Source organism: Paenibacillus sp. VTT E-133291, from assembly GCF_002264395.1.
GTDB lineage: Bacteria > Bacillota > Bacilli > Paenibacillales > Paenibacillaceae > Paenibacillus_AQ > Paenibacillus_AQ nitricinens.
This window is the reverse complement of record NZ_NFVA01000135.1, coordinates 1-12,553: the sequence shown is the minus strand read 5'-3', so window position 1 is coordinate 12,553 and position 12,553 is coordinate 1. Positions and strand designations below refer to the sequence as shown.

At 43.1% G+C, this 12,553-nt stretch carries 10 protein-coding genes; 5 read left to right on the top strand and 5 right to left on the bottom strand.

The window, feature by feature from the left end; genetic code table 11:
- Positions 1-138: 138 nt before the first annotated feature.
- Positions 139-4,434: an S-layer homology domain-containing protein gene (locus CA598_RS29575; RefSeq protein WP_094878795.1), complete on the bottom strand. Its 4,296-nt coding sequence runs from the start codon at positions 4,432-4,434 to the stop codon at positions 139-141.
- Between the two features lie 167 nt (positions 4,435-4,601).
- Between CA598_RS29575 and CA598_RS29570 the strand changes: the two genes are divergently transcribed.
- Positions 4,602-4,727: a DUF4023 domain-containing protein gene (locus CA598_RS29570; protein WP_052404154.1), complete on the top strand. Its 126-nt coding sequence runs from the start codon at positions 4,602-4,604 to the stop codon at positions 4,725-4,727.
- A 113-nt stretch (positions 4,728-4,840) separates the two neighbouring features.
- On the opposite strand, the gene CA598_RS29565 is transcribed toward CA598_RS29570, so the two are convergent.
- Both CA598_RS29565 and CA598_RS29560 read right to left on the bottom strand, forming a co-directional pair.
- Positions 4,841-5,545, bottom strand: coding sequence for a stalk domain-containing protein (locus tag CA598_RS29565; protein ID WP_094878794.1), 705 nt, complete (start codon positions 5,543-5,545; stop codon positions 4,841-4,843).
- 189 nt (positions 5,546-5,734) lie between these two features.
- Entirely contained in the window at positions 5,735-6,256 is a 522-nt protein-coding gene (locus tag CA598_RS29560) for a GNAT family N-acetyltransferase (RefSeq protein ID WP_094878793.1), read from the bottom strand.
- 164 nt (positions 6,257-6,420) lie between these two features.
- Between CA598_RS29560 and mbcS the strand changes: the two genes are divergently transcribed.
- Positions 6,421-8,016: an acyl-CoA synthetase MbcS gene (gene mbcS / locus CA598_RS29555; RefSeq protein WP_094878792.1), complete on the top strand. Its 1,596-nt coding sequence runs from the start codon at positions 6,421-6,423 to the stop codon at positions 8,014-8,016.
- A gap of 80 nt (positions 8,017-8,096) precedes the next feature.
- On the opposite strand, the gene CA598_RS29550 is transcribed toward mbcS, so the two are convergent.
- Together CA598_RS29550 and CA598_RS29545 are read right to left on the bottom strand one after the other, a co-directional pair.
- Complete coding sequence (locus CA598_RS29550; protein ID WP_094874620.1) at positions 8,097-8,675, bottom strand: SMI1/KNR4 family protein; 579 nt, start codon at positions 8,673-8,675, stop codon at positions 8,097-8,099.
- An 11-nt stretch (positions 8,676-8,686) separates the two neighbouring features.
- Positions 8,687-9,127, bottom strand: coding sequence for a HEAT repeat domain-containing protein (locus CA598_RS29545; protein WP_042184977.1), 441 nt, complete (start codon positions 9,125-9,127; stop codon positions 8,687-8,689).
- A 227-nt stretch (positions 9,128-9,354) separates the two neighbouring features.
- Between CA598_RS29545 and CA598_RS29540 the strand changes: the two genes are divergently transcribed.
- Genes CA598_RS29540 through CA598_RS29530 form a run of 3 tightly spaced genes read left to right on the top strand, consistent with a single transcriptional unit; the run spans position 9,355 to position 12,388 of the window.
- Positions 9,355-9,843 carry a DUF4358 domain-containing protein gene (locus CA598_RS29540; protein ID WP_094874621.1) on the top strand — a complete coding sequence of 163 codons (489 nt, stop codon included), beginning with the start codon at positions 9,355-9,357 and terminating at the stop codon, positions 9,841-9,843.
- Positions 9,844-9,849: 6 nt separating this feature from the next.
- Entirely contained in the window at positions 9,850-11,235 is a 1,386-nt protein-coding gene (locus CA598_RS29535; protein ID WP_094874622.1) for an MBOAT family O-acyltransferase, read from the top strand.
- 13 nt (positions 11,236-11,248) lie between these two features.
- A complete protein-coding gene (locus CA598_RS29530; protein ID WP_094878791.1) occupies positions 11,249-12,388 on the top strand; it encodes a DHHW family protein in 1,140 nt (379 codons plus the stop codon).
- Positions 12,389-12,553 lie beyond the last annotated feature (165 nt).

The window sequence follows — 12,553 nt, the reverse complement described above, 5'->3', positions numbered from 1 at the left end:
GAATATATCATGTATAGAGATTCATTGCAAGTGTTATTTGTAAAAAGTTATTGAAACACAAAAGAGGCCCAGCCGATATGCTGAGACCCCTTTGTTCAATACTTATTGAGCTTAAGTTCTTTTCACCCTGTTACTAGATTATTTCTGCCCTTTTTCTAATAATGCAAGGATTATGGTAACAGCCTCTGCTCTTGTTGCCTTCTGGTTAGGTGCAAATTTATTCTGCCCTATACCATTCACAAGGCCTGATTTCGCTGCTGCTGCAATATACGGTACAGCCCATGCAGGTACATCCTTAGCATCATTGAAGGTTAATGTCGCTTTCGGATCTAATGTAATACCAAGAGCACGAACAACCATAACTGCTAACTCTGTACGTGTTAGCTCCTGTGTAGGACGGAATGTCCCATCATCATAGCCACTGATAATTTGCAGAGATACAGCCTGTGCTACAAAAGACTTAGCCCATGCTGGAATCTTCGCAGCATCTTTAAAGCTTGATGTGTCACCACTGTCCGGCAATTGTAATGCACGTGCCAGCATTGTGATAAATTCAACCCGATTCACTTTCTGATTCGGACGGAAAGTATCATCCGGATACCCGCTAACGAAGCCAGCTGCTACTGCTTTCTCAATAACTGCTGCTGCCCAGTGATTGCTAGTATCCGTTAAAGTCGGCTTGTTAACTGGCGTTGCAGTTGGTGAAGGTGCCGTTGTCGGTGCTGGTGTAGCTGTTGGCGCTACTGTTGGTGTTGGTGTTGCTGTCGGTTTTGTTGTTGGTGTCGTTGTTGATGGCCCTGTTGTTGGTGCTGTTGTTGGTGCTGTTGTCGGCTCTGTTGTTGGCGTTGGTGTCGGTGTAACTCCACCATTCTCATCGCCCTTAACAATACCGAACTCTTCAAGAACATATGGTTTAGCCTCATTAACATTCTGATCAATCTCATAAGATACAGCTGTCAGCTTCCCTGCATCTACAGTGATACCCACAAAGGTCTGAACTTGACCGCGCATTGGACGCGTAGCATCACTTGGGTCCGCTCCGTATTTAGCAGCTGTATTCTCATTGGCTACTTCAAAGAGATTATAATACGCATCTCCCAACTCAGGTTTCATGTTCTTGTAGTAAACCTTTGCTCCTGCTGTAGCTGGAATCAGATAGATCGTTCCATCTGGGTTTACTGTGTACTCCACAGTTTGACCATTAAAGCTTTCCTTGATCTTTACTGTGTCTGCTGCAGTTCCGTCAGCCTTGATTGGCTTCGTCCGTGCATAAATATGGTCGTGGCCTTGAAGAACCAAGTCAATACCCAGTTCAGCCATCATTGGAGCGACCTTCGCTCTTTCTCCATTAGCACCCATAATATCTTTGTCAGTAGCGTGGTTAGAGGTTGTGTATGGTCCTTTATGCATAGCGACGATAATCCACTTCGCCCCAGCAGCCTTCGCTGCTTTTACATCGGCCTTCATCCAATCCAACTGTGCTTTGCTGAAGTTAGCATATTCATCCGAATTTTCATTCGTGTTCAAGACTACAAAGTGCGCATTGCTGTAATCATAGGAATAGTATGCTCCCGTTTCTGTTGGTGAGCCTGCGGCTTCCTTAATATTGTAGTGCTCATAGAAGGCATTCGCTTTATCCTCATGGTTCCCCGCAACCGGAACAATAGTCGTATTGAGCAAGGTTTCCTGTGAATGGCCAAGCAACCAATTCCATTGTGATTCATTGGTTCCAGTATCTACGATATCTCCGTTAATCGCCACAAACTCAGCATTCGGGAATGTCGTAAGTGCTTTTGCCATCGTTTCTCCAGAAAGAATAGCCTCATCTTCCGTCTTAGCTTGTGTGTCCGCCAGGTCGATAAAAGTAAATGCACCTGTCTTAGCAGCCGTTTCGAAAGTTCCCACTGCACTCCACAACCCTAGTGCTTTATCACCTACACGGAAGTAGTATTTCGTATCCGCCTTAAGGCCAGAAGCTTCAGCTTTATGAACTAATTCATCCTTTGAATTTCTGGAAACAGCTGAACGGCCTGTAAACTCAGCAGCTTTTGTAAAGTCTGGAGTAACGCCCGTATTCTCTACAACCTGCAAGTCGCTTCCTGCAGATTTCAACGCTGTGTACCAAGTGAATCCTTTTGCACTTACTGGATCACCATGAAAGGTAACTGTAACTTTTTTGATCGAATCTGTAGAAACAATAGTAGCTTCAGAATTCGTTCTGTCACTTACAGCTTTGATAACAAATTGATAGGTTTGGTTCGGATTAGTATTTTCTACAGTGTAACTATAAGAAGTTTGACCTTCCGTATTAGGAACACTGACCGTCCAGTTTGCAGATACCAGATCATTTTGCTCATAAATGCGATATCCTGACACTGGTGCGCCAGATGCAGGCGCATCCCAAGTTAACGTGATTTTACCGCCATCTGCTACAGTAGCTTTTGCATTTTGCACAGGTTTAACAGCTACGTCAGATTTATGAATGCTGTATTTATCATACAAGTCGGTAGTTCCACCAGTTGTCGTGGTGTAGGCTTCGTATGAAAATTCATTATTCGTTACAGTCATTCCTGTGAACATTTCCTTACCAGGCTGCTCGTATTTAGCGGCAAAAGGAAACGGACCTGCGCCGACATTATATTTTTTATTGCCCGCTGCATTTGTAATCAGGTATAGCGTACCTTTAGGATCATTTACCACTCCGTTTGTATCCGGCTTAATATCCGTCAACGGCTGATTGTTGTACATTTGATAGCTTCTAGTATAGGTGTGGTCATGTCCTCCGATAACCATGTCAATACCAAGCTCATCAAATACCTTTGTCAAATTAGCTCTGTAATAGAGTACATCTGTATCATTTGTGTGACTGGCAACAGAATAAGGCGATTTATGCAAGAGCACAACTTTCCACTTCTGATCGCTTTTCGCAGCTTCACTGCGCAGCCACTCTACTTGTTTATTGTAAATTTCGTTATTCTCAAGATTCGAGCTAGCACCATAGTATTCTGTATTAATAACCATAAAGTGTGCTGAACCGTAGTCAAAAGAATATACAGAGCCGTCTGGTTTTGCCCCCGTATTCGAGACATTAGGTAAATTAAAATGAGTTGTGTAATTGCTATAACTCTTACTTTCATGATTACCTACCAGTGGAACCAATGGAATATTTGCTAGAATATCCTTTGGTTTATTGAAGAACCATCCCCATTGCTCCTCAATATCACCGTTGTCTACCAAATCACCGGAATTCAGAATGAATTCACTTGTCGGGAATTTAGCCAAGCCCTCTTGAAGGGTATGATTCCAAATATCAAAATCACCTTCAGTTGTTCCTTGAGAGTCCGTTGTATATAAGAACTTAAATGCCTGATTACTGGAGCTTTCTGTTGTAAACGTTCCGATGTCACTCCAATTGTCAGCTTGTCCATCCCCAGCACGGTAAGCATACTCCGTTCCCGGCTGCAAATGATCAGCAATGACCTTATGGCTAGTCAGTACAACTGGTTTTTTAGCTGACTTATCCGCTTTTGTCATATACACGCTTGTTGTAACCGATGTTCCTTCGTAAGCTTGAGCACCTACCGGGAACTGACCGTCCACTAATTTAGAAGCTTCTACTACTTCCAGTTTGGTACCCGTCACACTCTCAGGTGCATACCAGTTGAATCCCATACTAGTCTGAGGGTTTCCGTTAAAAGTCAGTGCGATGGACTCAGGCTTACCAACACCAGGTTCTACAGGTTCTACTACCGGATAAGCAATCAGGTTCATATCCCAATAGAGGTCAGAGCTACCATCACTCGACTGATGCACCTCAGCTGAAAGCTCATTACTTCCGTCCTTCAAGTTAGCCTTTACTACTTCGGTAAGGTCTACCTTAGTATATTCGTTTGGATCACTTAAGTTAGTTGAACTCTTTGTTTGAAAATTAATTTCGCCCGCTGGCATAGCCTCACGGTAGATTTCTTTACCGTTCAAATATAGTACTGCTCCGTCATCAAATGCGAAATTACCCAAGATTTTATCGGATTTCGCAATCTCTTCCTTATTCACCGTTACGTTTGTACGGAAGTAAGAAGTACGATATTTCAAACTCTTATTAGAACCGTAGCTTATATTTGTGTTCAGAGCACCAAATTGCTTGCTGCTGACTCCGGTTCCATTATCTTTATACCCAAGCGGTGCTTGGCCAGACGCCCATGTTGAATCGTCGTACACGGACCGCCATACCGTCCCTTGATCTGTTCCGTGATCTAGATACTTCCACGTAGAATTCCCTGCCAATAATGTAACAGGCTCTAACGATTGTAATTGCAGTAGTCCAGCATCCCCATTGCTGTCTTCAGCATAAGCTGGTATTCCTGTGAATGTAATTCCCAGTACCATAACGAAAGCTAAGGTCATGGATACAGCTTGTTTAAATAACCTGTTCATAATCAGTCTCCCTTACTGTTCTATGAAATGCTTGCATCCATTTATAGTAACTATTAAATATTTTCGCAATGTCTTTATAAACATAGAAGTTTGTAAAGTACATCGTGTATGTATTCCTGCAAAAGTGGTTACAGTAACGGCAAGGTTGCCATTCAAGGAGGATAAACATGGACGATACTCATGCTTTTGTAGAAAAAGTACATGACACCCAAAAGAAAGCTGAAAAGAATAAAGAAAACCATGGTAAAAGTACACCAAGTCAAAAGCTGCCAAATAAACAGCACAGTAAGTAAAAGCGTTTAAATCATTGACTCCCAAACACGACAAAAAAAGCAGCAAGCCACTCCAACTACGGGAGACTTGCTGCTTTACTTTTTAAGGCACAAAGATAGGTGCTAATGAGGGCTTATTTCGTCCATTTCACTACATTCACTGCTACTTTTTCTAATTGCGTCTTACTCAGTGTTTTATTCGGGGAACTAATCGTAACAAAACGATCATCCAGTTTATAGGTCAAGAACAACGAGTCACTGGAGGGGCTGTACCACTTGGCTTCTGTACCATTGGAAAGCTTTACGGTATCGCCTTTGTAATCATAGGAGTAGTCACGTGGAGAAACGTTCACCCTCATATGGTTGAACAATAAGTACACTCCATCTTCAGAGCTAGCTGCTTTTTGAAAAGCGTCACCACTCACCATTTGTGCTGGTGCATAAACCGTTTTAAACCCATCGAAATTTGCAAAAGCTTTAGAAATTTGTTCTTTTTGAGCGTTGCTGTACTGTACTGGTGTTAATGTATCTTTATCCGGCACCACAGTTCCAGTACCCAGAATAACCTGATTGTTCACCGCATCAAAGGTCACTGGCACCTTCATCACATCAGCAATCGCACGTACAGGAAGATAGGTTGTATTGTTATAAGTAATTGGCGCTAATGAGTTTCCTTTATTATCTACTGGTGTATAAGCTGTGCCATTCACCTTAAATCCAATGCTGTGATTGAGGTATGCCGTAATTTTCTGAAGTTTAGTGCCCGCGTACACACCAGCTGATCCTGTGACTGCCATCCCAAATACCATTGTTGCTATAAGTATTTTTTTATTTTTCATAAGTAAATCCTCCTTAGAAGTTCAATCTTTGTTCTTACTTTAGCTCAAACGAAATAAGATTATGTCTCTAAGTTGTTTCTAACTTGTACCCATTTTGTAAAGAAAAAAATCATGAAATCAATCATTTATATAAAATAAAAACAGCAACCCACTTATCCTAAAAAGGATCGTATGGATTGCTGTTAGAGATTAGCCTTGATACGGTGTTGTAACCTTATACACTTCTGTATATAAAATTTCTCGATAAAGATCGAATTCTTCCTCATCGACAGGGTTAGGGTAAGTCATGATTTGAAGCGGTAAGTCAGCATTTCCCTCACGCAGAGGGGGCTGCACATACGCATAAGGATTTAAGTGGAAGCCCAGTCGCTCATAAAAGCCAATTCTCCGTTGCTCCATTTCACCCAGTGGCGGTTCAACTTCAAGAAGCACAGGCTTGCCTGACTGACGGATATACTCCTCCATCAGCTTTTTACCAACGCCTCCACCTCTAATACTTGGGTCCACTGCGATATGTTCTACAAATCGAAATCCTGGAAACTCCCAGCAAGCTATAAAAGCAATGATTTTCCCCTCAGCATTCACTTCGGTAATCAATCGGTAATGTGGAACATCCAATAACTCCTGTTGTCCCTCATAGGTTCTGATCTCGGAGGTAGGAAAAGAGGCTTCCATAATAGCGAATATTTCATCAAAAGTTGTGTGATTCATAACATAGTTCTCACTTTCTGGATTTATATTTACACAAGTTATCTTAACCTTCTAAACCCTATGATATCAAATTTAAGCATCAAGGTACTAGTACCTGGTACTAGGATAACGTGCTATACTAAGCATAACCGTTATACACATCTTGTTTTATATAGGAGAGGTTCATATTGGATAATCAGCAGTGGATCGCACCTGAGTACTACAATCTCACTTCGGAAATGGAACGCCATACTCCGGAAAAGATTGCGCTTAAGTGGTTGAATGAACAAGGAGACTACGAGGAGATCACTTACGGAGATCTTCGCAAGCAAGCTAACCAACTTGCCGGAGGGCTCGCAGCACTCGGCCTTCAGCAAGGGGATCGTGTTCTCGTAATGGTTCCCCGTCGAATCATCGCTTATGTCATTTATTTAGCATGTCTGAAGCTAGGACTTGCCATTATCCCTTCATCAGAAATGCTTCGCGCCAAGGATTTATCTTATCGTCTACGGCATTCCGAAGCCAGAGCTGTTATTGCCTGGTCTGAGGTCACAGATGAAGTTAATAAAATCTCGGACGATCTGCCTGCTCTGGATTACCGTCTTTCCGTATCCGGCGACCCTGAAGAGCTCGGTCATGGATGGCTAGATCTGGAAGGCCTAATGATTGATCAGTCCGATAAATTCACAGCAGTCGAAAGCCACCGGGACGATATGGCGATCTTGGCCTATACCTCTGGCACAACTGGCAACCCTAAAGCAGTCGTTCACAGTCATGGCTGGGGTTATGCTCACCTACGAATCACATCGCCTCAATGGCTCGATATCAAAGAAACCGACACCGTTTGGGCGACAGCAGCACCAGGCTGGCAAAAGTGGATCTGGAGCCCCTTCCTAACCGTCCTTGGCAACGGGGCGACCGGTTTTGTATATAGCGGATCTTTTCATCCCAAAAAATATTTGCAGCTGCTACAAGATCATAACATCGAGGTATTATGCTGTACGCCAACCGAATATCGCTTGATGGCCAAATTAGAAAATCTCAATCAGTATGACTTGTCCCGCCTTCGCTGCGCGGTTTCCGCTGGAGAGCCTTTGAATCAAGAGGTCATCAACACCTTCCAGCGTGAATTCAATATCACGATTCGTGATGGTTACGGTCAAACAGAAAGTACGCTTATAATCGGCACTCTCAAAGATACTCCAATTCGAATAGGTTCTATGGGTAAATCTATTGCTCCGGGTCTAGTTGAAGTGGTAGATGAGGACGGCATTCCGTTACCTGCTGGAGTTGTTGGAGACATCGCAGTGCACTTAAGTATGCCAGCGTTATTCCATACCTATTACAAAGACCCCGGCAGAAAAGAAAGCTCTACTCACGGCGAGTTCTTCATAACTGGTGACCGGGCACGGAAAGATGAAGAGGGTTATTTCTGGTTCGAGGGCCGTGGAGATGACATTATCATTAGCTCGGGTTACACCATAGGTCCTTTCGAAGTAGAAGAAGCCCTTATGAAACATGCTTCGGTTAAGGAATGCGCGGTCGTTGCAAGTCCGGATGAAATCCGCGGACATATCGTTAAAGCTTTTATTGTACTAAAAGATGAGACCGCCGCTTCTCCAGAGCTTGTGAAGGAGCTGCAATCCCATGTTAAAGAGTGGACCGCACCTTATAAATATCCACGCAAAATCGAGTTCATTCCAGATCTTCCGAAGACGACCTCCGGAAAAATACGGAGAGTAGAGCTTCGTGAGCAGGAGAAACGTGCCGCGCAGGAGTAACATAACAGTAGATATTGAATAAACAAAGAGCAGCTGGTCCGTAATAGGACTGCTGCTCTTCTTTATAGGGTACCAGCTTGTTACTCAGACCAATATTTCGCATCGGGGTTTAGAGCCGCGCCTACTTCGCCCTCTTTTACTAAATCGCAATCGAGGTAACCCTCTTCATCCAGGAAATAAACCTCCTGCTTGTAGAACTCACATAAAGTCTCCAGGAACTTTTCAGGTGATTCATACATGACAATCAGATCCCCAAAATCATGCAGCAGGTCACATACGCGCTCCACACCATCTGCAGATTTATAGTAACAAATGAAGTCGCTGCCGTAGTTCGTTAAGATCGGCAAGATAACTCCATCCACTTGATGGCCTTTTTCCTCCAATATTCCAGCTAAAATCTTCATCTCTGCTTCATATTCATTAATATGAATTAGACGATACCCTGGAATAAATTCGATCAGACTTGGTTCTTCTTCCTCACTGCTTGTGCCTGAAACCGTGTTATAAATTGCCTTCAGCAGTGCAGGGGTTTCCGGGAAAACCGACGTAATCTTCGCTTCATTATCACCTTGGCCTAAGCTTGCAATATAGTCAGGACGTAATTCAGCGGAAAGCTTAAGGTATTCTTGAAATTGTTCAATTAATTTGTTAATTTGCATGTTGTCATCCTTTACTTGTTCGAGGAATTCCACATCTTCATCAGCCAAGCGTCAAAGTCAGCGCCCTTTTCGCCTTCGTAAATATCGTACACGTCGATTCTCATCTTCTTCAGCTTCTCTTTGAAATCTTCGTACGAATGATCTCTTGGCAAGCTCTTCTTGATTCTCAGGAGTATTTTGGATACGCCTTTTACTAGCTCCGGTTTATTCTTGGACGGTGCTTTAACATCTTCGCCGAATGCCTTCAGTTTAAGGTAAGCTGCTTCTTGAACTGTATATACAGGATCGCTCTCCATTAAACGCGTCAGGATATCGATAATTTGTTTGTGGTTAGTCTGTCCCAGTTCTTCAACAGCTTCTAGACGGGCTCTCCAATCCGCAGAGCGGTTGGCAGCTTTCTTTAATTCCTCGTAATTCTCCGGTAGTCCATTATTGTTCAGTTCTTCGATCATTCCGTTCAATCCCCTTCTATTCAAAACTATCTATCTAACATTAACAGTATAACCAACCATTGCGCAAGCTAAGAGAGGAAGATCTTTGCATGACCTTTTTCTTCGAACATATTTCCACTAAATTGGGGTAAAGTATTCGAAAGATAGTGTCCCGCAACATTCTATAGGCTCTTTACGTTAGTTAACTAGAGAAATATAGATCAAACACACCAAGGAGAGTGACCTAATTGAAAAAACATACCTTCATTCTAGCGTTAACTATTGTATTAAGTGTAGTGCTTAGCGCCTGTTCCAGTGGTAACAATGAAGCCGTTGTCGAAACCAATCTGACGCCGAAAGAAATGATCGACGAGATGCTCGCAAAAGTGGAACAGCCTTCATTAATGGAAGTTGAAGAAGATATGGTGGCTCAGCTGTACCATCTAGCTCCATCATTACTTGAAGATTATAGCATTAGAATGCCAATGATGAATGTGAAAAGTAACGAAATTGCCATTTTAAAAGTTAAAGATGCAAAAGATATCTCTACTGTCGAAACCGCCGTCAAAGAGCGTGCGACTGATATTCAAAAGCAATTCGAACAATATCTTCCGGATCAGTATGAGAACGCCCAAAATTATAAGCTGGTCACAAAAGGAAATTACATCTTATTCGTGATTTCGGAGAGTGCTGATCAGCTGGTGACTGAATTTGATACCTTGTTTACTAAAAAATAACTAGCGATGGTATTCAGCAGCCTACTCTTTCTATTCCTGTTTCTGCCGGCTGTCCTTGCACTCTACTATGTTTCGCCTTGGCGAATCAAAAACCTCATATTGTTCTTAAGCAGTCTGGTGTTTTATGCTTGGGGCGAACCGGTCTACATTGTAATTATGTTGCTGTCCACCATTACCGATTACGGCTTTGGTCTACTTCTTAGTAGACCGAAGCTGACTACGGTACAGCGCAAGTGGATTGTGGTTAGCTCTATGGTTATTAACCTGGGCTTATTGTCGTATTTCAAATATGCAGATTTTCTCATCCAAAATGTAAACGAACTCCTCGGTACTCATATCCCATTAACTGATTTACCACTACCTATTGGGATTTCGTTCTATACTTTTCAATCCATGTCCTACATCATTGACGTTTACAGAGGAACTGCTAAAGCACAGCGGAATTGGATTGATTTCGGTACGTTTGTAGCCTTGTTCCCACAATTAGTAGCCGGGCCTATCGTTCAATACAACACCATTGCAGAACAATTACGAGCGCGTTCGGTGGATATCTCCATGTTCGCAGCGGGTGTGCGAAGATTCATTATCGGACTAGCCAAAAAAGTGCTGCTTGCCAATAACATCGGTTTGCTTTGGCACACCGTTTCCAGCTCCAATCTAGATTCCATGCCTGCTTTAACCGCTTGGATTGGCATTATTGCATTTGCTTTTCAGATCTATTTTGATTTCAGTGGATATTCGGATATGGCGATTGGCCTCGGACTTATGTTCGGCTTCCGCTTTAACGAGAACTTCAACAAACCTTATATTTCACAGAGCATTACCGACTTCTGGCGGAGATGGCATATTTCCCTTAGCAGTTGGTTTCGTGACTACGTATATATCCCGCTTGGAGGCAACCGCCGGGGTTTAGGCATTCAGGTGCGCAATATCCTCATTGTCTGGCTGTTGACGGGAATCTGGCACGGAGCAAGCTGGAATTTTCTACTCTGGGGATTATACTTTGGGATTATTCTTATCTTCGAAAAATGGTGGGGTTTAAAGCTACTGAGCCGCCTACCGCAATGGGTTAGGCATCTCTATGCCATTGTGCTTATTCTCATCGGATGGGTCTTGTTCGCCTTTGAAGAACTTCCATTGGTGCTTAGTTACTTGCAAGCGATGCTTGGCTTTAACGGTCAGCCATTGTGGAATACCACTACTTTATACTTTACATACACAAACGCGATTCTACTTGTGGTACTAACTTTAGCATCCGTACCTTTGAAACTCTCCAAGCGTATGGATGATAGATCGATTCCTTCTCTAGTTTGGTATGGCATGCTGTTCTTCCTATCTGTCGCTTATTTAGTGGATGCTACCTTTAACCCATTCTTATATTTCCGATTCTAGGGGGTGATTGTTTATGAAGCAGAGGACGGATCGAATACTAGTGGCGGGATTTGTCGCGACGCTGTTTCTGGTGGGTATAACCTTTTTCTTATTGCCAGTTCAACGTTTCTCTGAGCTAGAAAACCGATATTTGCAAAGCGCTCCCCAACTGACATGGGACAATTTATTATCCCACACCTACGCGGAAGAGGCGGAAAGCTTCGTAACCGATCACTTCCCTTTTCGAGCCAAATGGGTATGGGTGAAATCGGCAGTGGAGCAAATGAGGTTGCAGCAAGAGAATAACGGAATTTATAAGGGGAAAGACGGCTACTTATTCGAAAAATTCGAGGCACCTGATCACAATAAGGTTCAGCAATATGCAGCGGCTGTGAGACGTTTTGCCGATAAAAATGCAGCAGCCAAAATGACCTTTCTGCTTGCGCCGACATCGGTAGGCTTGTACAACGAACGTCTGCCCTGGCTAGCACCCGTATATTCGCAAGCCGAGGTGAATCAAACGATTGCTAAGGATGTAGGGGATAGTTTAACTTTTATTAATGGATTTGATGTTCTTGCTCCACATGCCGCAGAGCCCCTTTATTATCGGACCGATCATCACTGGACAACCTACGGTGCTTATTTGGCTTACGTAGCTTATGCTAAAAGTATGGGATGGCAACCTCTGTCCCAGAGCGAATTCGAGATTGAGACGGTAAGCGATTCGTTCCTTGGAAGCTACCATACGCGGAGTCAATTTAACGGAGTGGCGCCAGATTCCATTCAAATGTATAAACCTGTTCATGATGTATCCACCAAGATGCACATTGTGGATACTAATGAGACTTTATCAAGTATGTACGATCCAAGCTATCTGGCGAAAAAAGATAAGTATTCTTATTTCCTTGGCGGCGTTCATGCTCTCATGAAAATCACAAGCCAGCTTGATCCTAAAGTGGTCAAACAGGAGAAGCTGCTTGTCATCAAAGACTCTTATGCACATAGTGTGATCCCTTTCCTGACTCAGCATGTACCGGAAATCCACGTGATCGACATTCGTTATTATAACGGAAGTATCAGTGAGTATATGGCTCAGAATGAGATCAAGGATGTATTGATGCTTTTTAATACAGCTACTTTTGTTGATAATGCTTCGATCTTGAAGCTGAATTGATGGTAGGGTGATGAATATGGTGATGGGGCGTAACTGCGGGAATGTTTGGACTTTCGGTCGCTGTTGTCTCCAGATGTTTTTGATTTTTCCGCTATCAGCGGATAACATCCGGAGACAGCATATGCTTCCGATGCGAGCTTTCCTTCGGAAAGCTTTCAGGCGAAC

What these genes read in the sequence shown, in the direction of transcription:
- CA598_RS29575 (WP_094878795.1), bottom strand. Translation starts at nt 4,434, where the DNA reads ATGAACAGGTTATTTAAACAAGCTGTATCCATGACCTTAGCTTTCGTT.
- CA598_RS29570 (WP_052404154.1), top strand. Translation starts at nt 4,602, where the DNA reads ATGGACGATACTCATGCTTTTGTAGAAAAAGTACATGACACCCAAAAG.
- CA598_RS29565 (WP_094878794.1), bottom strand. Translation starts at nt 5,545, where the DNA reads ATGAAAAATAAAAAAATACTTATAGCAACAATGGTATTTGGGATGGCA.
- CA598_RS29560 (WP_094878793.1), bottom strand. Translation starts at nt 6,256, where the DNA reads ATGAATCACACAACTTTTGATGAAATATTCGCTATTATGGAAGCCTCT.
- CA598_RS29550 (WP_094874620.1), bottom strand. Translation starts at nt 8,675, where the DNA reads ATGCAAATTAACAAATTAATTGAACAATTTCAAGAATACCTTAAGCTT.
- CA598_RS29545 (WP_042184977.1), bottom strand. Translation starts at nt 9,127, where the DNA reads ATGATCGAAGAACTGAACAATAATGGACTACCGGAGAATTACGAGGAA.
- CA598_RS29535 (WP_094874622.1), top strand. Translation starts at nt 9,850, where the DNA reads ATGGTATTCAGCAGCCTACTCTTTCTATTCCTGTTTCTGCCGGCTGTC.
- CA598_RS29530 (WP_094878791.1), top strand. Translation starts at nt 11,249, where the DNA reads ATGAAGCAGAGGACGGATCGAATACTAGTGGCGGGATTTGTCGCGACG.